The 25,206-nt window shown below is 37.2% G+C and carries 21 protein-coding genes and 2 tRNA genes; 11 read left to right on the top strand and 12 right to left on the bottom strand.

Annotated features, from left to right (window positions below):
• Positions 1–117 precede the first annotated feature (117 nt).
• The 4 genes from hemL to MODO_RS19575 form a co-directional block, all read right to left on the bottom strand.
• Positions 118–1,398 (bottom strand): glutamate-1-semialdehyde 2,1-aminomutase, encoded by a 1,281-nt coding sequence (gene hemL, locus MODO_RS07145; RefSeq protein ID WP_006259627.1) that lies wholly within the window; start codon positions 1,396–1,398, stop codon positions 118–120.
• Between the two features lies 1 nt (position 1,399).
• Positions 1,400–2,296 (bottom strand): glucosaminidase domain-containing protein, encoded by an 897-nt coding sequence (locus tag MODO_RS07140; RefSeq protein ID WP_006259628.1) that lies wholly within the window; start codon positions 2,294–2,296, stop codon positions 1,400–1,402.
• Positions 2,297–2,377: 81 nt separating this feature from the next.
• Positions 2,378–3,256, bottom strand: coding sequence for a 1-aminocyclopropane-1-carboxylate deaminase/D-cysteine desulfhydrase (locus tag MODO_RS07135; protein WP_006259629.1), 879 nt, complete (start codon positions 3,254–3,256; stop codon positions 2,378–2,380).
• Positions 3,249–3,581 carry a hypothetical protein gene (locus tag MODO_RS19575; RefSeq protein ID WP_006259630.1) on the bottom strand — a complete coding sequence of 111 codons (333 nt, stop codon included), beginning with the start codon at positions 3,579–3,581 and terminating at the stop codon, positions 3,249–3,251. Before MODO_RS19575 ends, MODO_RS07135 begins: the two co-directional genes overlap by 8 nt.
• Positions 3,582–3,761: 180 nt before the next feature.
• On the opposite strand from MODO_RS19575, the gene hutU reads away from it, so the two are divergent.
• From hutU to MODO_RS07115, 3 genes are all read left to right on the top strand, one after another.
• Positions 3,762–5,750, top strand: a complete 1,989-nt coding sequence (gene hutU, locus MODO_RS07125; RefSeq protein WP_006259631.1) for a urocanate hydratase — start codon at positions 3,762–3,764, stop codon at positions 5,748–5,750.
• Positions 5,751–5,770: 20 nt separating this feature from the next.
• Positions 5,771–6,328, top strand: coding sequence for a DUF4136 domain-containing protein (locus MODO_RS07120; RefSeq protein ID WP_006259632.1), 558 nt, complete (start codon positions 5,771–5,773; stop codon positions 6,326–6,328).
• Positions 6,329–6,505: 177 nt separating this feature from the next.
• On the top strand, positions 6,506–8,257 hold the full coding sequence (locus MODO_RS07115; protein WP_006259633.1) for an aromatic amino acid hydroxylase: 1,752 nt from the start codon (positions 6,506–6,508) through the stop codon (positions 8,255–8,257).
• Here MODO_RS07115 and MODO_RS07110 read toward each other — a convergent pair.
• The 3 genes from MODO_RS07110 to alaS form a co-directional block, all read right to left on the bottom strand.
• Positions 8,252–8,884 (bottom strand): DUF4230 domain-containing protein, encoded by a 633-nt coding sequence (locus tag MODO_RS07110; protein ID WP_006259634.1) that lies wholly within the window; start codon positions 8,882–8,884, stop codon positions 8,252–8,254. The two genes, MODO_RS07115 and MODO_RS07110, sit on opposite strands and share 6 nt — an antisense overlap.
• Before the next feature lie 2 nt (positions 8,885–8,886).
• On the bottom strand, positions 8,887–9,843 hold the full coding sequence (locus MODO_RS07105) for a GSCFA domain-containing protein (protein ID WP_006259635.1): 957 nt from the start codon (positions 9,841–9,843) through the stop codon (positions 8,887–8,889).
• A 78-nt stretch (positions 9,844–9,921) separates the two neighbouring features.
• Positions 9,922–12,549 (bottom strand): alanine--tRNA ligase, encoded by a 2,628-nt coding sequence (alaS, locus tag MODO_RS07100; RefSeq protein ID WP_006259636.1) that lies wholly within the window; start codon positions 12,547–12,549, stop codon positions 9,922–9,924.
• Positions 12,550–12,773: 224 nt separating this feature from the next.
• Here alaS and MODO_RS07095 point away from each other — a divergent pair, with 224 nt between their 5' ends.
• Genes MODO_RS07095 through MODO_RS07075 form a run of 5 tightly spaced genes read left to right on the top strand, consistent with a single transcriptional unit; the run spans position 12,774 to position 15,968 of the window.
• On the top strand, positions 12,774–13,751 hold the full coding sequence (locus MODO_RS07095; protein ID WP_006259637.1) for a M23 family metallopeptidase: 978 nt from the start codon (positions 12,774–12,776) through the stop codon (positions 13,749–13,751).
• Entirely contained in the window at positions 13,751–14,080 is a 330-nt protein-coding gene (locus tag MODO_RS07090; RefSeq protein WP_006259638.1) for a MerR family transcriptional regulator, read from the top strand. The genes MODO_RS07095 and MODO_RS07090 overlap by 1 nt, the downstream gene beginning before the upstream one ends.
• Before the next feature lie 16 nt (positions 14,081–14,096).
• Positions 14,097–14,681: a LemA family protein gene (locus MODO_RS07085; RefSeq protein ID WP_006259639.1), complete on the top strand. Its 585-nt coding sequence runs from the start codon at positions 14,097–14,099 to the stop codon at positions 14,679–14,681.
• An 11-nt stretch (positions 14,682–14,692) separates the two neighbouring features.
• Positions 14,693–15,133, top strand: coding sequence for a TPM domain-containing protein (locus MODO_RS07080; RefSeq protein WP_006259640.1), 441 nt, complete (start codon positions 14,693–14,695; stop codon positions 15,131–15,133).
• A gap of 4 nt (positions 15,134–15,137) precedes the next feature.
• Positions 15,138–15,968, top strand: a complete 831-nt coding sequence (locus MODO_RS07075) for a TPM domain-containing protein (RefSeq protein WP_006259641.1) — start codon at positions 15,138–15,140, stop codon at positions 15,966–15,968.
• Positions 15,969–16,259: 291 nt separating this feature from the next.
• Here the strand turns inward: MODO_RS07075 and MODO_RS07070 are convergent, their stop codons facing one another.
• The 3 genes from MODO_RS07070 to era all read right to left on the bottom strand — a co-directional run bounded on the left by MODO_RS07070 (position 16,260) and on the right by era (position 21,330).
• Positions 16,260–18,959 carry a TonB-dependent receptor gene (locus MODO_RS07070; RefSeq protein WP_006259642.1) on the bottom strand — a complete coding sequence of 900 codons (2,700 nt, stop codon included), beginning with the start codon at positions 18,957–18,959 and terminating at the stop codon, positions 16,260–16,262.
• A gap of 105 nt (positions 18,960–19,064) precedes the next feature.
• Positions 19,065–20,375, bottom strand: a complete 1,311-nt coding sequence (gene der / locus MODO_RS07065; RefSeq protein WP_006259643.1) for a ribosome biogenesis GTPase Der — start codon at positions 20,373–20,375, stop codon at positions 19,065–19,067.
• Positions 20,376–20,442: 67 nt separating this feature from the next.
• The gene (gene era / locus MODO_RS07060) at positions 20,443–21,330 is read right to left on the bottom strand and encodes a GTPase Era (RefSeq protein ID WP_006259644.1); all 888 of its coding nucleotides are present in this window, start codon (positions 21,328–21,330) and stop codon (positions 20,443–20,445) included.
• 157 nt (positions 21,331–21,487) lie between these two features.
• On the opposite strand from era, the gene MODO_RS07055 reads away from it, so the two are divergent.
• The gene (locus MODO_RS07055) at positions 21,488–22,144 is read left to right on the top strand and encodes a CatB-related O-acetyltransferase (protein WP_006259645.1); all 657 of its coding nucleotides are present in this window, start codon (positions 21,488–21,490) and stop codon (positions 22,142–22,144) included.
• 76 nt (positions 22,145–22,220) lie between these two features.
• Positions 22,221–22,293: transfer RNA gene (locus MODO_RS07050), tRNA-Met, on the top strand.
• Between the two features lie 34 nt (positions 22,294–22,327).
• On the opposite strand, the gene MODO_RS07045 is transcribed toward MODO_RS07050, so the two are convergent.
• Positions 22,328–22,879 (bottom strand): hypothetical protein, encoded by a 552-nt coding sequence (locus MODO_RS07045; protein WP_235811657.1) that lies wholly within the window; start codon positions 22,877–22,879, stop codon positions 22,328–22,330.
• A 221-nt stretch (positions 22,880–23,100) separates the two neighbouring features.
• Between MODO_RS07045 and MODO_RS07040 the strand changes: the two genes are divergently transcribed.
• Positions 23,101–23,173, top strand: a tRNA-Met gene (locus MODO_RS07040).
• Between the two features lie 113 nt (positions 23,174–23,286).
• On the opposite strand, the gene MODO_RS07035 is transcribed toward MODO_RS07040, so the two are convergent.
• Positions 23,287–25,203 carry an ABC-F family ATP-binding cassette domain-containing protein gene (locus tag MODO_RS07035; RefSeq protein ID WP_006259646.1) on the bottom strand — a complete coding sequence of 639 codons (1,917 nt, stop codon included), beginning with the start codon at positions 25,201–25,203 and terminating at the stop codon, positions 23,287–23,289.
• Between the last annotated feature and the right edge of the window lie 3 nt (positions 25,204–25,206).

Genomic DNA, 25,206 nt, shown 5'->3' with positions numbered 1-25,206 from the left:
CTATCCCATCACTATGCGACCACTATGCGATAACTCCCAAAATAGCAGATAAAAAAATAACCTATTCTTTCCATAGAATAGGTTATTGATCTGTATTTTGAAATTGCAATAATTCGCTTAAGAGAAGATCTTATTCACTGCATTAATCGTGTAATCTAAATCTTCATAAGTCAATGCGTCAGTAATAAACCAAGTTTCATAAGATGATGGAGCGATATATACCCCTTCAGCTAATAATCCATGGAAGAATTTCTTAAACGTATCGTTATTACCATACCCTGCTGTTTCGAAATCAACAACTTCTCTTTCGTCAAAGAATACAGAGATCATAGATCCCACACGGTTAATCGTATAAGCTACTTTATTATCTGTTAATACCTTGCGCATTCCTTTTTCTAAATATGCTGTCTTTTCTTCAAGGCGCTTAAATAAATCAGCATCCTTATTAATCTCTTGTAACATCGTAAGACCAGCTGCCATCGCTAATGGATTACCAGATAGTGTTCCTGCTTGGTATACAGGCCCCACTGGTGCAAGGTAATTCATAATCTCGTTACGAGAAGCAAAAGCTCCTACTGGCAATCCTCCACCAATCACTTTACCAAAAGTAACGATGTCGGCATTCACACCAAATAATTCTTGTGCTCCACCTTTCGCTAGACGGAACCCTGTCATCACCTCATCAAAGATTAATAGCGCACCATGTTTATCACATAGTGTTCTTAATCCCTCTAAAAATCCTTTTGCAGGAGGTACACATCCCATATTCCCCGCTACAGGCTCGATGATGATCGCAGCTACTTCTCCTTTATTGGCTTCTAGGATAGACTCTACATTACTCAGATTATTATAATCTGCTAATAAAGTATCTTTTGCTGTACCTGCAGTTACACCAGGACTGTTAGGAGAACCAAAAGTAACAGCTCCACTTCCTGCAGAAATCAAGAATGAATCTGAGTGCCCGTGATAACAACCTTTAAATTTGACAATCTTCTCTCTATCTGTATACCCTCTAGCTAATCTAATAGCACTCATACAGGCTTCTGTACCAGAATTCACAAAGCGAATTTTATCAATATTAGGTACCATAGATACAGCTAGCTCAGCTATCTGTGTCTCTATCTCTGTAGGCATCCCAAAAGAAGTCCCTAGTTTTGCTTTTTCGACTACAGCATTAACTACTGGCTCATAAGCATGTCCTAAGATCATAGGTCCCCAAGAGTTAATATAATCTATAAGTTTATTACCATCCTCATCGTATAAATATGCTCCTTTAGCCTCTTTAACGAAGATAGGAGTTCCTCCGACAGATTTAAAAGCACGTACTGGAGAGTTAACTCCTCCTGGTATCACTTTCTCAGCTTCTGCAAAAAGCTTACTACTTCTTTGGTATAACATATTATTTTATTTTTAAAGTTTGACCTATTGAAAGGTTTGTTCCTGTTAATTTATTCATTTTCTGTACTTGTGCTACAGTGGTATTATATCTCTTAGAGATAGAGTATAATGTATCACCTTTTTTCACTACATGTACCGTCCCTTTACTTTTAGCACTAGACTGAGAAGACTTCGATGTAGATTTAGTTTCTGTTACTGTACTCGGCTTATCAGTCGTTGTAGCTATTGTTCTAGGTCTAGGCCCTGTCACAGTCTTATTTAGCACCTCAGCATCGTATTTATACAGTTCATATCGTTCGATAAGACTGATCAACTTCTCAGCATATCTAGGGTCAGTAGCATACCCCGCACTCTTTAGTCCTACTGCCCATCCTTCATAATCATCCTTTTCTAATAAAAACAGACTGCTATAACGCCCTCTATTCGTTAAAAACAGAGAGTGGTCTGTATAAGATTCGTTAGGATTGCTATATTTTCTAAAGCATTCGTCTGGTGCATCATCTGTATGGCGTACAGACTCACCGTCCCATCCTTGATGACACTTAATACCGAAGTGGTTATTCGCATTTCTACTCAGTGTCCCTTGTCCTGAGCCAGATTCTAACACCCCTTGAGCTAATTTAATACTAGCAGGGATCCCGTATGTCGTCATATTATCTTTTGCAACATCTTTATATGTAAGTATATAGTCGCGTATCATATCAGTCGTCACACTTAGTCTAGAGGTAGCTTCTAAGACCTCACTAGAGCTTCTCTTCTTCTCTTCTTTTTTTCTATCCACTTCATTTTTCTGAAGTTTATCTCTATACTCAGACTTAGACACGAGTTCTTTTTCTTTTACTTTTTTTCCAGTAGGAGCAGGATATCTCTTCGTAGTTAGAGCCTTACTCTTAGGCATTGGAGTTTTCTTGCTAGCACACCCAACAAGAAAGACCATACAAATAAAAAAAATGATTCTTCTATACATACATTACTATTGCTAAATATTTATCTTTTCATTCCAACCTTGCAAGCCACCAGTGTGTATTACAAGTATTTTACTATTATCCTTAAATCTTCCTTTCTTAATCTCTTCTAACACCCCGTATATCATCTTACCATTATAAATAGGATCAAACAAAACGCCTGTCAGTCTATAGAGTTCTCTTAGAAATGACAGCAATTCCTCATTGTACTTAGCATATCCTCCGAAGTGATAGTCTAAAACTAAGTCCCAATTGTCATTAGTAGCAAACTTACGAATATCCTCATATAAAAAGCTCCCTTTAAGGGCAGGAAAGCCTAATATGGTTTGATTCTGATGAGAACTGTTAATAATACCCGCTATCGTCCCTCCTGTTCCTACAGCTGTACAGATATAATCAAAGGCCTCATCACCTTCTTTTAATATTTCTTCTGTTCCCTTTATTGCCTCTGCATTCGTTCCTCCTTCTGGTACTAAATAAAAATCTCCATACCTAGCTTTTAGTCTATCGATGATCTCTACCTCTCCTTTACTTCTATACTCTGTGCGCGTCATAAAACCAAGCGTCATTCCATCCTCTACTGCCTTCGTTAGTGTTGGATTGCCTGTGTAGTTATTTTCTAGCTCTTCACCTCTAATGATACCTATCGTCTCTACTCCACAGATACGTCCTGCCGCGGCAGTAGCCGCTATATGGTTAGAATATGCCCCCCCGAATGTCAAAAGCTTACTATATCCTAACTCTTGCGCCTTTAAAATATTGTACTTTAATTTTCTAAACTTATTACCTGATACTTCTTCATGTAATAAATCTTCTCTCTTGACAAAAATAGTAATCCCTCTAGGCAATTCTACTTTCAATTGTTCATTATATACATTCTCGCTCTCAAACATTAGTATTATTTCTTAAGAATGAATAAAGTCTTCTCGTTTTTAAATAGTCAAGATTGTGTTCATATTGATACGCTTCTCTCTCAAACAGGTTCTTACGATATGCCTTTTTCACATCCTTAGTTTGAAAATAACGCCACACAAAATCTAAAACATACCAAAGATAAAATAACACAATCAACAGTTCTATTTGTTGCCTTAGATGGATGCGTTCATGATTTAGTAAATAACGATCTCCTTTAGATTCTGCTGATCTTAAAATAATAAAGGGAAACAATGTTATTCCCTGATATCCTTTAGGAACTAAATATTTACAAACAATTACCACTCTCTTTTTTTAGAACTTTTTAATAATCGAGATATTAATTTTATCCAAGTTTATTACTATCTTCCCATCAGTTTTACTACAGCTAGTGTAATAAAGCGTCAACGTAGCAAAAATAGTTAATGATTTGGCTAATTCACTAGTATTTAAATAAAAATTAATAACAAACAAAAAATTATAAAAATGACTTTTCAAGAACATATTTTACAAGGGATACCGACTGTGTTACCTCCTAAGAAAGAGTATGATTTATCTATCAACCACGCTCCTAAGAGAAAAGAAATCTTATCTGATGATGAGAAAGTATTAGCCCTTAAGAATGCGCTACGCTATTTCCCAAGTGAGAACCACAGTACACTTATCCCTGAGTTCAAAGAAGAACTTGAAAAGTACGGAAGAATCTATATGTACCGTCTACGCCCGGACTACAAGATGTATGCTAGACCAATAGATGAATATCCTGGACAATGTCTACAAGCGAAGGCAATCATGCTAATGATCCAAAACAACCTTGACTATGCTGTAGCACAACATCCACATGAGTTAATTACTTACGGAGGTAATGGAGCTGTGTTTTCTAACTGGGCTCAATACTTACTGACGATGAAGTATTTAGGAGAGATGACTGACGAGCAGACATTAGTAATGTATTCTGGTCATCCTATGGGGCTATTCCCTTCTCATAAAAACGCACCTCGTGTAGTAGTGACTAATGGTATGATGATCCCTAACTACTCGAAACCGGATGATTGGGAAAAGTTCAATGCGTTAGGTGTGACACAGTACGGTCAGATGACTGCAGGTAGCTATATGTATATAGGTCCTCAAGGTATCGTACACGGGACAACAATCACAGTGCTAAACGGCGGTAGAAAAATAGCTAAAAACGGAGAAGGATTAGCAGGTAAGCTGTTTGTGACTTCAGGATTAGGAGGAATGAGTGGTGCTCAACCAAAAGCTGGAAATATTGCAGGATGTATTACGGTATGTGCAGAGGTAAACCCTAAAGCAGTACATACTAGACATTCTCAAGGATGGGTAGACGAAGTAATAACTGATATCAACGCCCTAGTCGTTCGCGTTAAAAAAGCACAAGAGCATAAAGAAATCGTATCTATCGCATACCAAGGTAACGTAGTAGATATATGGGAAGAATTTGACAAACAAGATTTATACATAGACTTAGGTTCTGATCAGACCTCTCTTCACAACCCTTGGGCAGGAGGATACTACCCAGTAGGCGTTGCTTTTGAAGAAGCAAATGACTTAATGGCTAATAACCCAGCTAAGTTTAAAGAACTAGTACAAGAGTCTCTAAGACGACAAGCTGCCGCTATTAATAAACACACAGCTAAAGGAACTTATTTCTTTGACTATGGAAATGCTTTCTTATTAGAAGCCTCTAGAGCAGGAGCTGATGTTATGGCAGCTAATAATATCGACTTTAAATACCCTAGTTATGTACAGGATATTATGGGGCCAATGTGTTTTGACTACGGATTTGGACCATTTAGATGGGTATGTACATCTGGTAAGCCAGAAGATCTAGCCAAAACAGATGAGATCGCTTGTGAGGTATTAGAAGAGATGATTAAAAACTCGCCTGTAGAAATACAACAACAGATGGCTGATAATATCCGTTGGATAAAAGGTGCTCAAGAGAATAAACTAGTAGTAGGGTCACAAGCTCGTATCTTATATGCAGATGCTGAAGGGCGTATTAATATCGCCAGAGCATTTAACGACGCTATTAAAGCAGGTAAGATAGGCCCTGTAGTATTAGGAAGAGATCACCATGATGTATCAGGTACAGACTCACCATACAGAGAAACGTCTAATATCTATGATGGTTCTAAATTCACAGCTGATATGGCTATCCATAACGTTATCGGAGACAGTTTCAGAGGAGCTACTTGGGTATCTATCCACAATGGTGGTGGTGTAGGATGGGGAGAAGTAATCAATGGTGGTTTTGGTATGTTACTTGATGGTACTATTGAAGCACAAAAAAGATTAGAATCAATGCTATTCTGGGATGTTAATAATGGAATCGCTAGAAGAAGCTGGGCTAGAAATGACGAAGCTATTTTTGCAATAAAAAGAGCGATGGAAGTAGAACCACTTCTAAAAGTAACTATTCCAAATATAGTAGATGAAAACTTATTGAAATAACAATTAAAACAATTTCACTCATGAAAGCTATTAAATTATTACCACTAGCTCTATTGATGTTATTTATAGCATCATGTAGTAGCGTTAAAGTAACAGCAGATTATGATAAAGCTGTGGACTTCGAACAATACAAAACGTATGCTTTCTTTAAAGAAGGTATTGATCAAGCAACGATTAATGACTTAGACAAGAAGAGAATTCTAACTGCTATTGATAGTAATCTTACAGCAAAAGGTTTTACAAAAGCTAGTAGCAATCCTGATTTTGTTATTAATATTTTCACTAAAGCGTCAAAACAAGTCAATGTGACTACCCATAACAACTTCTATTCTCCTTACGGATACTACGGTTGGGGATGGGGACCATATTGGGGACCTAATAATACGACAGTGTCTACTTCTATAGAGGGGACACTTTATATAGACGTTCTAGACACAAAGAAAAAAGCCTTAATCTGGCAAGGAATAGGAACAGGATACCTAGACAATGCACCTACTCCAGAGAAAAAAGAAGAGAGAATACATGAGTTTATCGAAAAGATATTAACTAAGTTCCCTCCTACGCTAGAGAAGAAATAATTCTTCCTATAGATGATATACACAGAGGCTTTCCCTTAAAGGAGAGCCTCTGTTCTTTTATACTTTTCCAAAGAATTCTCTTAATGATTCGACTAAAAACACAATAATAGGGTATTCTGAGTGCCTATCGTCCATTGTTTTTATTATATTTACGACAAACAATAACAAATTTCATTTATGAAAACACAAGAATATGAAAGTAACGACTTGATCGAAAGATTGCCACAGCATTTAAAACAATTTATCAAACCACAGAGTTATCAGGATTATACACCTATTAATCAAGCTGTGTGGCGATACGTTATGCGTAAAAATGTTGATTATCTATCTAAAGTTGCTCACGAATCATATCTTGACGGTCTAGCTAAAACAGGTATTTCTATAGAAAGTATCCCTAGTATGTATGGGATGAATAGAATATTAAAAGAAATTGGTTGGGCTGCTGTAGCAGTAGATGGCTTTATACCACCGAATGCCTTTATGGAGTTTCAGGCGTATAAAGTACTTGTTATTGCATCAGATATTAGACAATTAGAAAATATAGAATACACACCTGCACCAGACATTATACACGAAGGGGCAGGACATGCTCCTATTATCGCTAACCCTGAGTATGCTGAGTATCTGAGACGCTTCGGAGAGATAGGCTGTAAGGCTATTTCTTCTGGCAGAGACTATGAGATATATGAAGCTATCCGCTTACTGTCTATCTTAAAAGAGGCTGAGGGTGTAGACCCTGAAGAAATCAAAAAGGCAGAAGAGCAGGTAGATTATTTACAAGGTATAACAGAAGAACCTTCTGAGATGGCACTTATCCGTAATCTTCACTGGTGGACAGTAGAGTATGGATTAATCGGTACTACGGATAACCCTAAGATATACGGAGCAGGCTTACTATCTTCTATCGGAGAGAGTGCATGGTGTATGACTGATAATGTAAAAAAACTTCCTTACAGCATAGAAGCTGCATACCAAGGCTTTGATATCACTAAACCTCAACCTCAGTTATATGTAACTCCTGACTTTGCTTATCTAAGTGAAGTATTAGAAGAGTTTGCAAATAAGATGGCTTTAAGAAAAGGAGGCTTAATGGGAATAAACAAACTAATAGACTCTAAAGCCTTAGGTACGATAGAACTGAATACAGGTCTACAGATATCAGGTGTATTTACACGTGTAATCGAACACGAAGGCACACCTGCTTATGTACAGACAACAGGCAAAACAGCTTTGTCTTATAGAGAGAAAGAATTAGTAGGACACGGCACAGAGACTCATCCACATGGTTTTGGTACTGCATTAGGTCGTTTAAAGGGAATCAACCTTGCTATAGAAGACATGAGCCCTAGAGATCTAAAAGCTTATAACTTATATGAAGGCAAGCCAGTAACTCTAGAGTTCGAAGGAGGGATCACTGTATCTGGAACTAATATCACGGGTATTCGCAATATACATGGTAAGATTATTCTGATTAGTTTTAGTGACTGTACAGTGAAGCACAATGATGAAGTACTATTCCAACCAGAATGGGGGACTTATGATATGGCTGTTGGTGCTCATGTGATTTCTGCTTTCTCAGGACCTGCTGACTACCACAGTTTTGATCTAATCAATCATGTTCCTTCTAGCCAAACAATAAAAGCAAAAAGAGACGAGAGTAAAATAAAGCTTGAAAACTTCTACCAAGAAGTTAGAGCCATGAGAGAAGAGAGTAAAACAACTGATTTAAACAACGTACTAGATGTTCTAATCAACGAATACCCTTCTGATTGGTTACTTACAGTAGAAATACTGGAATTAGCTAAAAAAGCTTCAAATACAGTATTAGCTGAAAAAGCAATGAGCCACCTTAAATCTGTTCAAACAAACAGACCTGAAGTAGCTCATTTAATCAAAGACGGTATAGATATTATTCTAAAAAGCTTATAAAGCTATATCTAATACCAAATCTTTATCACTTTGAATAACGTTACCTTGATACTCTAGTTTCCAACCTAGAGTATTGGTAACTATTAATATTTTAGAAAGTTCACTTATAAGTCGATTCTCCGCATTCGATTTTAAAGTGGACTTTTCTATTTTATCTTCTAAGTCTTTCTTCACTTTTGCATTAATCTTATTGTAGTCATCACCTTTAAAAGGGTTGAAAGTACTCTGTTCTACATCTAGTATTTTATAGTCAGGATATATATTAACTTCTGCTTCTGGTATATATATTAATTGCACTACCTTATTCTTCTCATCGATCTGATATTGCAGTTGACTCAAATCATAAGACACTGTAGCCTTTGCATTAATAATAACCACAGCCTTTTTATCAAAAGAAAGCATATTTAAAAAGTATTTCTGCTGATCCTTATACGTCATTACTTGTGAGAAAGTAGCTTCTGTCACGACTAGTTTACTCACGTTTTTTAACTGCTCTTGGATTAGAGCTGTATTGTATTGCATATCATCTTTATCCCCCTTCACAAAGCTGTTATACAAAACAACTCCTGCAAACATAAAGAAGAGCACTATAAATATACCGAAGAGTACGCGCAATAACTTTCTCATAACTATCTAAAGTTCATAAATGGATATTTCTCTAATAAGTAATCTATCTTGGCTACCAATGTATCTAAGAAAGCTAAGTGCTGTTCTGCAGTAGGGTTAAAAGGTCTATGGTTCAATCCTTTTTGCACCTCATCTACTTTATGCATAATCGGATACATATCAGGATGAATCCAAGTCGTCACAAAGCGCTCCCAGATATAATCTATCGCCAACTCATTTGGATGTAACATATCAGCTTTATAAAAGCGATAATCTCTTAGCTCATCCATTACAATCTCATAAGAAGGGAAGTAACTAATTTTATCTCCACTTTGCTGATCTAACACATCGTGTAAGGCAGTAAATAATACTGACTTACTTCTCTGATTCTCTACTATACCATCTTTAAAATGTCTCACTGGAGACACCGTAAACACAATCTGTATATCCGGATTAATAGCTTGTACTAATGTAATAATTTTAGACAAGCTAACCTTCACTTCTTCAGTACTTAATAACCTCTTTTTGAAATTACTCTGCGCTACCTTATGACAATTGGCAACAACCATTCCACTCTCGATATGCTCATATACCCAAGCTGTTCCTAAAGTGATATACATAAACGAGCTCTCTTTTAAAGCTACCTGTAAGTCAAACAACTTTACATTCAGCTTCGTCACGATATCTTCTTCTTCTAATTCATTCAAATCAGAATGTGCGATAAAGCTACTCCACACCTCGTTATGACAGAACACATCTGCACTTGTAAATTCATGCCCTTTCACCGCATACTCTAATATGCGCTCTATCGCGATAGGGTGAAACAGAATACCGAATGGATTCACCACACTTTGGAACTGATACTCTTTTAGCTTATCACTTATATTCACAGCAAAACAAGATCCCATAGATAAGATCTTATGCTCGTATTTAATTCTATCCTTTGCTACCTTAGTAGGCACTACTGTACTAAACTTCATAATCTGATGAACTCTTGAACAAAAAAAAGATTCTCATATGAGAATCTTTTTTTATCTATTATTATTACAAATATAATACTATTTCAAATAATCTTTTGCGTGAGCGATAGCGTCTGCCATACCTGCTGGGTTCTTACCTCCTGCTGTAGCGAAGAACGCTTGTCCACCACCACCACCTTGGATGTGTTTACCTAACTCACGTACGATAGTACCTGCATTAAGACCTTTGCTCTCTACTATATCTTTAGATACATAACAAGTCAGCATTGGCTTATCATTCGCTACACTACCAAGCAGTACATATAGATTAGAGAACTCATTACCTAACTCATACGCAAGGTCCTTTGCTCCAGCAGCATCTAAGTCCACTTCTACAGCTAAGAAAGAGATACCGTTTACCTCTTGGATTTGACCTTTTAAGTCTCCTTTTAGGTTCTTTGCTTTCTCTTTTAATAATTGCTCTACTTGTTTTTTAAGTTTAGCATTCTCATCTTGAAGAGATACTACCGCTTTTAAGGTATCTTGTGGATTCTTTAATACTGCTTTAAGCTCTTTTAATGTATCTTCTTGTTCTACGTAGAACTGACGAGCAGCTTTATTCGTAATCGCCTCAATACGACGAATACCAGCAGCTACAGCTCCTTCACTTACGATCTTGAACTGCCAGATATCACTTGTATTTCCTACGTGAGTACCTCCACATAGCTCCATACTCTCTCCAAACTTAATAGCACGTACCTCATCACCGTATTTTTCACCGAATAATGCCATAGCACCTTCAGCAATAGCCTGAGCCATCGGTATACTTCTGCGCTCTACTAATGGCAAGTGATCGTGAATTCTATCATTCACGAATACCTCTACTTGTGCTAACTCTTCTTCTGTCACTTTAGAGAAGTGAGAGAAGTCAAAGCGCAAGTGCGTAGGAGCCACTAACGAACCTTTTTGTTCTACGTGAGTACCTAAGATAGTGCGCAATGCTTGGTGTAGTAAGTGAGTAGCAGAGTGGTTAGCCATAGATTGCTTACGCGCTTCTACATCTACCTTCGCTACTAGAGTTCCTTCTACATTAGCAGGAAGCTCTCTTACGATATGTAATATTAAGTTATTCTCTTTTTTCGTATCGATTACTTGGATAGTGTCATTAGCAGATACTAATATTCCAGTATCTCCTACCTGTCCTCCTCCTTCTGGATAGAATGGAGTAGAATCTAACACGATTTGGAATAACTTACCATCTTTTTTACTGTCAATCTTTCTATAACGAGTGATCTTCACTTCATTCTCTAACTGATCATATCCTACGAACTGCTCTACATTTCCTGACACTAACACAGTCCAGTCATCAGTAGATACTTCTGAAGCCGCACGAGAACGTGTTTTTTGTTCTAACATTGCTGCGTCAAAACCAGCTTCGTCTAGTTCATACCCTTTCTCTCTAAGGATAAGCGCTGTCAAGTCAATAGGGAAACCAAAAGTATCGTATAGTTCAAAAGCCTTCACTCCTGATACTACTTTACCTTCTGTTTGTTTGATCACATTGTCTAATAAATGTAACCCTTGCTCTAACGTTCTTAAGAAAGAAGTTTCTTCTTCTTTAATCACGTTTTTCACTAATTCTTTTTGACTAGTGATTTCTGGGAAGAATGCTCCCATCTGTGTACTTAACACCTCTACTAACTCATAGATGAATGGTTCTTTCTTATCTAAGAACGTAAATGCATAGCGAATAGCACGACGTAAGATACGACGGATCACATACCCTGCTCCATTGTTAGAAGGCAACTGCCCATCTGCAATAGCAAAGGCAACTGCTCTTACGTGGTCAACGATAACGCGGATAGCGATATTAATCTTCTCTTCCTCATCATCTTTTGCTTTCATTGTGTATTTACCACCTGTTAGCTCAGATACTTTAGCGATAAGTGGAGAGAATACATCTGTGTCATAGTTAGACTGTACTCCTTGAAGCACCATACATAGACGCTCAAACCCCATACCTGTATCTACGTGCTGAGCAGGTAACTTCTCTAGCGAACCATCCGCTTTACGGTTAAACTCCATAAATACGTTATTCCAGATCTCTACTACCTGTGGATGATCTCCATTCACTAATTCTCTACCCGCTATCTTTGCCTTCTCCTCAGCACTACGGATATCTACGTGTATCTCAGTACATGGTCCACAAGGTCCTTGATCTCCCATTTCCCAGAAGTTATCTTTCTTATTCCCCATCAGGATACGATCCTTGCCGATTAGGGTACTCCAAATATCATAAGCTTCTTGGTCAAAAGGAACGTTCTCCTCTTCGCTACCTTCAAATACAGTAACGTATAAAATATCTTTAGGGATGTTATAAACTTCAGTCAATAATTCCCAAGCCCAATTGATAGCTTCTTTCTTAAAGTAATCTCCGAAACTCCAGTTCCCTAGCATCTCGAACATTGTGTGGTGGTATGTATCGATACCTACCTCTTCTAAGTCATTGTGCTTACCAGACACGCGAAGACACTTCTGTGTATCAGTGATACGGTTACTTTTAGGCTTGGCGTTTCCTAAGAAATACTCTTTAAACTGGGCCATCCCAGAGTTATTAAACATTAAAGTTGGATCGTCTTTAAGAACGATCGGAGCAGAAGGCACTACCATGTGACCTCTTTCTTCAAAAAAGTTTAAAAACTTCTGACGAATTTCTTGTGATTTCATATCCTTTGGAAACTAATTTATTCTTTTATATTCTTATTATTAAGTTATTCGGTTAGTTGTTAAACATATTATAAATTAACGAATAACTAGCTTTTATTTTATTCTCTTTGGCACTTAAACTATCATTATAACGAAAACATTTTTTAAATTTGTTAGCTAACCAATGACAGCACTTCTTATAAGATACAAAAAAGATAGTGCAAAAATAGTGTTTTTTTAAAAATATGGCTAAGGTAAAATATTATTACGACCCTGAAAAATTAGCGTTCCTTAAAATACGCCCTAAAAAGTTTAGACAGATAGGTAATATACTCTTGTTTTTACTAACAGCAGCTATTTTTGGAGTGCTTGGATTAATCTTTTTAATTAATAGTGATATCCTACAAACTCCTAAAGAAAAGAAACAAGCTAGAGAAATAGCAGAATTCAAAACTAACTATACTCTTCTAAACAAGAAACTTGACCTGATCACAGAGGTACTAGACGAATTAGAGGTGCGAGATAACGATATCTATAGAGCTTACTTTAATACCGCGCCTATCCCTGATGAACAACGCAAGTCTGGCCTAGGAGGTATTAATAGATATAGATCATTCGTAGGGCTTAACAACGAAAAGCTGTTGACAGAAACGAATGTGAAGATGGATCAACTACTGAAACAAGTAGCCATACAGTCCCAATCCTTAGATGACATCATCGCACTGGCCAAGAAGAAAGAAGAATTCTTATCTTCTATCCCTGCGATACAGCCAGTGAAGAATGAAGATCTAAAGAGAATGGCATCTGGATACGGATATCGTAGTGACCCCTTTACTAAAATCAAGAAGTTCCACGCTGGTATGGACTTCTCTGCAGAGGTAGGTACTCCGATATACGCTACTGGAGACGGTAAAGTAATCCGTGCTAACAACGAACTATCTGGGTATGGTAACCTAATCGAGATAGATCACGGATATGGATACCTAACTAGGTACGCTCACTTAAGCAAGTACCAAGCTCGAGCTGGACAGTCTGTTAAACGTGGAGATATCATAGGATATGTAGGTAGTACTGGGCGTAGCTCTGGTCCTCACTTACACTATGAGGTACACTACCAAGGGAACGTAGTCAATCCACTGAATTACTACTACGGAGAAATCTCTGCTAAAGAATTTGAACTTCTATCACAAGAAGCTAACCAAGAAAACCAATCACTTGACTAATGGAATTAAACTTACCTGATAAACGATACTATAGCATTGGCGAACTTGCCAAGGCATTTGATGTAAATGCTTCGTTATTGCGATTCTGGGAGAAAGAATTTGACATTATCAAACCTAGAAAGAATGCAAAAGGAAATCGAATGTTCACACCTCAGGATGTGCAAAATCTTCAGCTCATCTATCACTTAGTGAAAGAAAGAGGATTCACACTAGACGGTGCTAAAGAACACATGAAGAAGAATGCAAAAGACATTATGGATAACTTCGAAATCATACAGAAACTAGAAGGAATCAAAACAGCGCTACTGAATATTAAAAATGAACTCTAAATAACAAAAAATCAAAATGAAAAAAGCTTTACCAATTATCATCGTACTTGTAGTATTAATCGGAGGATACTTTATGCTATCTATGAACTACAACAACTCGGCTCTAGTACACAAACAGGCTACAGATAAATCTTGGGCTGATGTGCAAGGGGCTTACCAACGTAGAAACGACCTTATCGGAAACTTAGTAAACACAGTAAAAGGGGCTGCTGACTTCGAAAAATCAACATTAGAAGCTGTAGTAAATGCGCGTGCAAAAGCTACTTCTATTAATATAGACCCATCTAATGTAACCCCTGAACAATTCCAAGAATTCCAACAAGCTCAATCTGGTGTATCTAGTGCATTAGGAAGATTATTAGTAACTGTAGAGAAATACCCTGATTTAAAAACAAATCAAAACTTCTTAAAACTACAAGATGAACTAGCTAGTACAGAGAACCAAATATTAACTCAACGTACTCGTTTTAATGACGCTGTAGCTGTATATAACAGTTATGTACTTAAGATGCCTAATAAGTTCTTCTTAAGCGATTATAAAGAAAGACCTTACTTCCAAGCAGAAGCTGGAGCAGAGAAAGCACCTGAAGTAAAATTCTAAAAAACTATAAAATGGATAGACTAAGAGAGTTTTTAACCAAAACGGATGAAGAAGAAATTGTTCTTGCTATAACTCAAGCAGAAAAGAATACTTCTGGAGAGATTAGAGTACATATCGAAACGACTTCTAAGAAAGATCCTTTTGAAAGAGCTCAGGAGGTCTTCTTTGAATTAGGCATAGATAAGACAGCTGCTAGAAATGGTGTACTGTTTTACATCTGTATTAACTCTAAAGCATTCGTGATACTGGGTGATCAGGGAATAGATCATAAAGTTAGATCAGATAACTTCTGGGAAGGAACCAAAGAACTAGTGATTAATCACTTCAGACAAGGTCTGTTCAAAGAAGGATTAGTCTACGGGATCCTAAAAGCAGGAAGTCAACTAAAAGTACACTTCCCTTCACTTGAAGAAAATAAAAACGAATTATCAAACGAAATTTCAAAAGCATAAATCAATGATCAAGCTATTACTAAAAGCATATCATTTCATAACCCTGATTATAATTCTATTATTATCACAGGTAACTTATGCTCAATTAGACGTCCCTAAGAAACCCTCTTTCCAAACTTCTGTATACGACTATGCTACCATATTAGAAGCGAATCAAATGAAGCAGCTAGAGCGCAAACTCATTGCTTATAGTGATTCTACTTCTACTCAGATAGTCCTAATTACCATTCCATCTCTAAAAGGAGAAAACATTGGTATACTAGGACCTAAATGGGGACAAGAATGGGGCATCGGACAGAAAGGAAAGGACAATGGTATCGTAATCCTTATGGCGGCAAAAGAACGTCAGATCGGTATCTACCCTGGTTATGGAGTAGAACACCTTATCACAGCCGGACAAGGAGGAGAGATTATCCGTAATATCATTATCCCAGAGTTTAAGCGCAATGATTATTACGCAGGATTAGACAAAGGGACAGATGCCATCTTCCAGCTATTGACGGGTACATATAAGGCAGACAAGACCGTTAGAACAGATGGTGATAATAGCATCGGTGGTCTAGCGTGTTTAGGAATCATTATACTGATCATCGTACTGACTATCGTATTCGGTAAGAAAGATAACAATGGAAGAGGCGGAGGTAATCATCGCTCACGTGACTTTGGAAGTAGCTTACTAGACATCCTTGTATTAAGCAGTCTTGGCCGTGGTGGCGGAGGCGGCGGAAGCTTCGGTGGCGGTGGTGGCTTCGGAAGTGGAGGCGGTGGCGGAGGCTTCGGTGGAGGCTTTGGCGGCGGTGGGTTCTCCGGAGGAGGATCTAGCGGTAGCTGGTAGACATACGTCATTCTAAACATATAAGCAGGTAATATAGTTAGTGCTAGTCGCTTCTACATTGCCTGCTTTTTTTATGCACTCTCGCTCGCTGTCTTTACAACACAACTATTTTACACCTTCATACTGACTCCGTTATTTCTCTTGATACTACGGAGTCAGTACGGACACATAACGGACTCACTACGGAGTCAAACCGCACAAGTCAAAAAGGCAAATCGAGTATAACTCCTATTCTAGCTATACTCGACTTGCCTTTACTATATTTTCTTGTATTTTACTTAAGTCCTTTTTTTAATACCTCATCACACGCATCGGTCTAGAGACTCCTCCTCTTCCTCTATTCCCTCCTTTTTTAGTTCCTGCGAACTCATTAAGCTTATAAGTCAATGAGAACATCACATATCGCTTCAGTACCAAACTCTCAGAATCCACTATCTGCATTGGGTCGATGGTACGTGTACTACTAGTATTCTGATTTAATACATCATACACTTTCACCTTAGCACTGAATTTGTCTTTATAGAAATCATACGCTAGACTAATATTCCACATATAGAAATCTTTCTTAAAGCCTTTAGCAATCTGTGAATTATAATTATAAGCAAAGTCGTTACCAAATGTAACCTTCTTCGGCCAATACGTTGTTGTCTGTATATTAAATCTATGTGTAAAGTTAGAAGCCTTATCTACAGAGAAATTAGTATAACTCGTTCTATTATAATTATAGTTATATGATGGTTTTATAGACACCCATTCTCCGTAATCATAGGTTAGATACACACGTGGTCCCATCGTATTCCCTCTAGCGGTATAGGTCTCTCCGTCTATATACCCATTATTAATGGTCTGATTATATCTAAACATAATACCGTATCTCAGCGCATGCTCTCCCCACTTACTATTCTTAAACCAGTCAGCTGTAACTCCCCATTGGTAGTTCCCTTGTATATTCTTATACGTAGAGATAGCCTTCTTATCCTCATCATAGATTACAGATCCTACTATACTATTATCAAATATTCCTGCATTAGCCGAAATACTATATCCAGCACGAGTCTGAAAGTCATACGAACGGTAGCTAAGATTAACGTTATGCTGCCCAGTAGGCTTCAGATCCGGGTTACCGATCGTAGTCGTTAATGGGTTAGAGATATCTGTGATATCTAGTAATTGGCTTGCACTTTGATAATTCACATTATATCGATAGATACCGAATAGACTCTTATCCTTCGTCAGTCTATAATTAATCATAGCATTAATATTCGGGTCGATGTAGTGTTTATCTAGACTATACCACTTCGCATTATAAAGAGCAGTAGCTGTATTCTTAACGATCTGAGTCCTCGTCGAAATATTAATATTGTACTTATTCTTATTCAACGCAAAGTTTACATAAGGAGACACCTTATTCCCAATATCCGTATATCTATTTGTCTCTAGTACATTGACATCAGTATACCCCTGCTCTGTCTCATTATAGTTAAACACTTGCAGATCGTTAATGCTCTGATTTCTACTCCAGTCCACACCTATAGATACTCTTAATGAATCTGTAATCGGCTGTGTGAATTCTACAGATATACCATAACTATCCGTAGTCGTATAATTCTTTCTGTACTGTCTACGCCAATCGTCTTCTGTATCTGATTGAAAAAACTGCGTCAGAGATTCGCTCAATGCATTATTTGTAGCACTCCTATTGCTATTATTAAAACCTATACTTAGATATTGTCCCTCTTTTTTAAACTTGCGTGTATACTGTGCAGATGAACTAAAACTATCTGAGTTTCCTCTAGATGATGAGTGAGCATTGCTACTATTCAGTTTTTCTCCATGCTCATCATAAGATACTTGATTGCTCTCACTAGTCGAATAGGTGTGATCTGTACTAAAATGAGGGCTAAAATAGAAAGCGTCTTTCTCTCCCATATAGTCTACAGATACATTCCCCCTATGCCCTTCATTCCCTCCTAGGGAAGAAGAATTAGAATCTGTGCTAAACTGCCCTGAAGGCAAAAACTTAGTACTAGATGACTTATTAGCTTGTTCTGTCTCTGCAAAGTTATAATCGTAACTACCATTAACCTTGAGCTTATCGGATACATCTTCTACAAAGTTTAATCCTAACATACGCGACTCTGTAAGCCCTCCTCTAGAGCGCCCTGTACGCATATTATCAAACACCTTGTCCATAGAGAACCCAACAGCGTTAATATTATTAGCAGATCCGATCAGACTAATCTTTCTACGCTTATTAAAGGTGTTTAAGAACATTCCTGCTTCATAGTGCTCATCTGTTCCATATCCGCCTGATACTCGTCCAAAGTGCCCTTTATTCTTATCCTCGTCTATCGTGATATTGATACTCGCATCATCTGTTCTACTGCGTTCACCTGTGAATTTTTCTTTCTTAGTCTTTTTTTCAGTGACTTGTACTTTCTGGATAATCTCAGCAGGTAAGTTCTCTAGCGCTACTGCACCATCTTCGTTAAAGAAAGGTTTACCATTGACTAAGATTTCATTGACAGGCTTACCATTGACCGTGATCTTTTTATTTTCATCTAGTTGCACTCCTGGTAGATTCTTTAAAAGCTCTTCAAGATTAGCATCAGGTCTTACCTTAAACGAAGCAGCGTTAAACTCTAAAGTATCTTTCTTCATTCGAATAGGTGGAGCATCTGCCACAATCAGCACTTCGTCTAGCTGATTGCCATATTCTTTAAGGATAAGTGTTTTAAGGTCTATATTTTCTTGTACCCCTTTTTCAAACTTCTTAGCGTAATCTTGGTACCCTACCATAGAAAGCTTGAGCACTGAAGGATCAGATAGCTTACTGAAGGCAAGCTTAAAGTTACCTTTGACATCCGTCATGGTGTACTCCACTAGCGTAGAGTCTTTCTCTTTCGATAGGTATACCGTCACCGCTTCTATCGGCTGTTTTAAACTATCTACTACTGTCCCAGTAATATTCACAGTACTCTGTGAGTACATATTCACACAGGAGATTAATAGTAGTAACGTCAATAAGTTTCTCATAAAAAAAGCGGTCAATGTTATTACACAAAGACCGCTAGTATATATAGAATATATTACTTACTATTTCTGACGGAAATAAATATCGATAGGCACACCACTGAAGTTGTACATTTCTCTTAACTTATTCTCAATATATCGTTTGTAAGGGTCTTTGATATATTGTGGCAAGTTAGCAAAAAATACGAATTGAGGTGTAGCTGTAGGCAATTGCATACAGTATTTTATCTTGATATATTTTCCTTTAATTGCAGGAGGTGGCGTATTCTCTACGATAGGCAACATCGCTTCATTAAATTTAGAAGTCGAAATTCTTGCTTTTCTATTTTCATATACTTCCACAGCAGTCTCTAACGCTTTTAATAAACGCTGTTTAGTCACTGTAGAGGTAAAGATAATAGGCACATCTGTAAATGGCGCGATCTCTTGACGGATTCTATCTTCAAACTGTTTAGTAGTCATAGTATCTTTCTCTACTAAATCCCATTTGTTTACAAGGATAACAACCCCTTTTCTATTCTTCTCTGCTAACCAGAATATATTCTGATCCTGTCCTTCGAACCCGCGTGTAGCATCTACCATAAGGATACATACATCACTGTGCTCGATAGCTCTCACAGATCTCATCACTGAGTAGAACTCTAAGTCTTCTTTTACTTTTGATTTTCTACGGATACCCGCAGTATCCACTAAGTTAAAGTCAAAACCAAACTGTGTAAAACGCGTATCAATAGCATCACGTGTAGTACCAGCAATATCTGTAACGATATAACGATCTTCACCAATAAGTGCATTGATAAAACTAGATTTACCAGCATTAGGACGACCTACAACACAAAAACGTGGTAACTCTTCTTCTTCTGTCTCTCTTACTTCTTCTTCTGGCAATGCAGCTACTACAGCATCTAATAGATCTCCAGTACCACTTCCACTCATCCCTGCGATAGGGTATATCTCTCCTAAACCTAGGTTATAGAACTCGAATGTATCATCCATACGCTTCGAGCTGTCCACTTTATTTACAGCTACGAATACAGGTTTAGTCTCCTTGCGCAATAAACGAGCTACTTCAGCATCCATAGGTGTAATACCCTCTTCTACATCTACTACAAATATTACTACATCACACTCTTCAATAGCTAAAGATACTTGACGTCTAATCTCACCTTCAAAAACATCGTCAGATCCTTTTATATATCCTCCAGTGTCAATCACTGAGAACTCTCTTCCATTCCACTCTGACTTGCCGTAGTTTCTATCACGTGTCACTCCACTAACCGAATCTACGATGGCATCTCTTCTTTGAATCAATCGATTAAAAAAAGTTGACTTCCCTACGTTTGGTCTACCAACTATGGCTACTATACTACTCATAAATATTTTAAATATGTCGCAAAGTTAGTATTTCAATGCGATATTTTAATGATTATTTTATTATTCCTTATTTCTTTTGATTATATCCAAAACGACGTAGTTGATAGTCGCTCGATCTCCAATCTTTATTCACCTTTACGAATAGTTCTAAGTGAACTTTCTTCATAAAGAATTGTTCCATCTCTTCTCTAGCTGTTATCCCTACTTTCTTTAAAGCAGCACCTTTATGTCCGATGATAATCCCCTTCTGACTATCACGCTCTACCATAATAACAGCTTTGATACGAATGATATTCTCTTCTTCTTTAAACTCCTCTGTCTCTACCTCTACAGCATAAGGCACCTCCTTATCATAGTTAAGCAAAATCTTCTCACGTATAATCTCGTTCACGAAGAAACGTTCTGACTTATCTGTTAGGGCATCTTTAGGGAAATACGGTGGAGATACTGGCAATAGTTCTATGATACGATCATATACAGCCTGCGTATTAAACTTCTCTAAAGCAGATATTGGGAATATCTCAGCATTAGGAACCTTCTCACTCCATAGGGTTACTTGTTCTTCTAGTTGTTCTTGATTAGATTTGTCTATCTTATTTAGAAGCAACATTACAGGTACTTTAGAGTTGTTAATTCTAGCGAAGAACGCTTCGTCTTTTAACTCTCTCTCCCCTATCTCTACCATATAAATCAATACGTCCGCATCCTCAAAAGCAGATTTAACGAAGTCCATCATTGATTCTTGTAATTCGTATGCAGGCTTAATAATACCAGGAGTATCTGAGAAAACGATCTGATAATCATCTCCATTTACGATTCCTAATATTCTATGTCTAGTAGTCTGTGCTTTAGAAGTGATGATAGACAATCTCTCTCCTACTAAAGCATTCATTAGTGTTGATTTACCTACATTTGGATTACCAATAATGTTAACGTAACCAGCTTTATGCGTCATATTATTTAATTTTTTCGGTAGCAAAGGTAGCTTATATCAATGACATAGGAAAAATTAAATATTATTTATAACAACACTTTATATATATTTAGCTTTTGAAATATAGATAAACAATTAGCCTATCTAAGGTTATATACTTAAAAATAGAAGAGAACAAATGATAGATGAGAACAAAAAACATTGGTCTAAAGTAGAATACCTACACGAAACAGTCAAGAATCCTAATATACATATCAAGGGAACAACAAGTTATTACAGCAATGCCTGGACGGACAGCTTTGAAGATAGTGTAGTACGTTACCTATATGGTGATGAATACAGTCTACAAGCCTGGGAACCACTATGGCATATAGATCAGTTATACATAGGATCTCATGTCTGTATAGCGGCGGAAGTCGTTATCTTAATGGGAGGGAATAATACGCATCGCACAGATTGGTTTAGTCTATATCCTTATCTAGATGTGATACAAGAAGCGTATCAGGCAAAAGGAGACACTACGATAGGCGATGGCGCATGGTTAGGTATGCGATCTATGATCATGCCAGGCATCACTATAGGTGAAGGAGCTATTATCGCCTCGGGTGCTGTCGTTATAAAGGATGTCGAACCGTATACTATCGTAGCTGGTAACCCTGCAAAACCAATAAAACAGCGTTTCTCAGAAGAAATAATAAAAAAGTTATTGGATTTAAAAATTTATGATTGGCCAGAAGAAAAACTAAATCATCTCCTTAAACACCTATTTAACAATGACATTGAGGCTTTAGAATCAGCTCATTCTGAGTATACACAAGGCTTACAATCAAAATAAAAGTAAAAAAGAGCGAATTATTTTAGGGACTCATTTGTGAGTCCCAAATATTCGTTCTATATTTGCACCACAATAACGCGGGATAGAGCAGTAGGCAGCTCGTCGGGCTCATAACCCGAAGGTCACAGGTTCGAGTCCTGTTCCCGCTACTAAGTAAAAGCCATTTCTAACGAAGTGGCTTTTTTATTTGATGATACTCTGTTGGTACTTATACATATTTATGGCAACACTTAGCAATCCAAGCAAACCAATACCTAGTACAAGTAAACCAACTGCTATCTCTTCTAAAACACTAGAAACAGCAAAATAGTATCCTACTCCACCTCCAATAAAAGAAAGTACAGCCATTAGCGTTATAATATATAAGGCTATTACACCTTTCTTCTTGTCCTGCCATATACGTTTAGAGAAATTATTCTGCGTCTTGGTCGAATCCTGCAATGCCGAAAAGCTGACCCCAATTCCTATAAACATCAATGCATTATTCATACACGATAAATAAGTATCCATATTACCGAAAGCTATTCTATCATAGATCGGTTTAAAGCTATAGAATAAAGCTATTAATAGAAAAGGGTACTGTAGGTAACTAATAATTTGAAATGTTTTCTCAATATTCTTCATATAATAGGGAAGTATTAATTCATAATAAGTCTCAGAAACAGAATAAGTACTATTATTACCCTGACTAACACAGTCAAAAATACTAAAATATTCACAAAATAAATGAATCACCTCTTTTTTAATTAACACTTACACACCTATCAAACAACTTTCTTAAAAAGAATATAACCTTCTAGTAATATTACTTCTATAAAATATATTATCAATAATAATTAAGTAAAAAAGACTCCTAGCAGTGAAAAACATTTAACATTAAAGCCAATAAACACTGTTTTACTCAATTGTCTGATTTTGTCAACCCGAATATTGGTTGTACATTTGTACCACAATAGCGCGGGATAGAGCAGTAGGCAGCTCGTCGGGCTCATAACCCGAAGGTCACAGGTTCGAGTCCTGTTCCCGCTACTAAGTAAAAGCCACTTCAATCACTTGAAGTGGTTTTTTCTTGAAATAATATAACTTTATTACGCCTATTTTATAAAAAAAGGGATTACTTAATGTAATCCCTTTTTTATTATCTATTGTAATTGTTCGTGGATTTCTTCCCACTCAATCATCAAATCATCAATCTTATTCTTTTTCTTCTCATAGTCACTAAAGAAATTAGAGTCAGCCATTAGTTTTTCATAGTCCACAGCTAGACGTTCATCATCCTTAGCTACCTTTTTTTCAAGTTCAGCTATTTCATTCTCAATCTTGCTCAATCTATTTTGAAGTGTCTTTTGCTTCTTTTGTTCTTCATAAGATAAAGCAGGTGCTTTTTTCTCCTCCACCACTACTGCTTTAGCTACTGGAGCAACAGTTACTTTCTCGATTTCACGCATATTCTGTGCATTGCGCTCTTCTAAGAAGTAATTGATATCACCTAAGTATTGTTTTATCTTCTGATCCTTAAACTCATAAACCAACTGCGTTAACCCTTGTAAAAAGTCACGGTCGTGAGATACTAACAGTAAAGTTCCCTTAAAGTTCTCTAGAGCTTTCTTCAATACGTTTTTAGACTTAATATCCAAGTGGTTCGTCGGCTCATCCATCAGCAATACGTTGATAGGAAGAAGTAACATTTTACACAACGCAAGTCTGTTACGCTCTCCTCCTGACAGTACTTTCACCTTCTTCTCAACATCGTCCCCTCTAAATAAGAAAGACCCTAGCATATCACGTACTTTCACACGATTACTATCAGTAGCCGCGTCTAACATTGTGTCTAATACCGTTTTCTCACCATCTAAGTAGTCTGCCTGATTCTGAGCGAAGTATCCTAATTGAACATTGTGTCCTAGCTTAATAGTACCCTCGTATTCAAACTCCTCCATTATAGCTTTGATCAACGTAGATTTACCTTGACCATTCTGTCCTACAAAGGCTACCTTAGTACCACGTTCAATTAAAAGATCAATATCTTTAAAGATCACTTTATCACCATAACGCTTCGTTACTTTATCAATTTCCAAAACTACTTTACCTGGATCTATACTCACAGGGAAAGAGATATTCATCACCGCATTATCATCCTCATCTACTTCGATACGCTCTACTTTATCCAATTTCTTGATAAGAGATTGTGCCATAGAAGCCTTCGTCGCTTTATATCTAAACTTCTCGATAAGTTTCTCTGTCTCCTCAATCTTCTTCGCCTGATTCTTTTGAGAAGCTAACTGCATCTCACGAAGCTCTTCACGCAATACTAAACACTGTGAATAAGGCTTATTAAAGTCATATATCTTCCCTAGTGATATTTCTATCGTACGATTCGTTACGTTGTCTAAGAACATCTTATCGTGCGAAATAATCACTACTGCACCAGCATACGACTTTAAGAATTGTTCTAACCAAATGATACTCTCGATATCCAAGTGGTTCGTTGGCTCATCCAGAAGTAACAAATCGTTATCTTGTAATAACAATTTCGCTAGCTCGATACGCATACGCCATCCTCCAGAGAAAGTATCTGTCTGATTATTAAAATCCTCACGTTTAAAACCAAGTCCTAATAAGATACGTTCTGTGTTACCAACATAATTATATCCTCCGATAATCTCAAAGCGGTGCGTCAAATCACTTAACTTTTCGATTAACTCACTATAACTTTCAGACTCATAGTCTGTACGTTCATTTAATTCAATATTAACCTTTTCAAGATCTGCTTCTACCTTCTTGATTTCTACGAAAGCTTGATAAGCTTCGTCTAGTACAGTCCTACCAGGTATAAAATCAATATCCTGTCTTAAGAATCCGATACGGAGGTCTTTTTCAACAGCCATACTTCCAGTATCAGGCTCTAAATCTCCTGATAATAATTTCAACATAGTGGACTTACCAGCTCCATTCTTCCCAACTAACCCCACACGGTCACCTGCACCGATGCGGAATGTCACATTCTCAAATAAATACTCACCAGAAAAAGAAACTGATAGATTGTGTATATTTAACATACT

The sequence above is a fragment of the Myroides odoratimimus genome (assembly GCF_001485415.1).
Taxonomy (GTDB): Bacteria; Bacteroidota; Bacteroidia; order Flavobacteriales; family Flavobacteriaceae; genus Flavobacterium; species Flavobacterium odoratimimum.
This window is presented reverse-complemented; position numbering and strand designations above follow the sequence as displayed.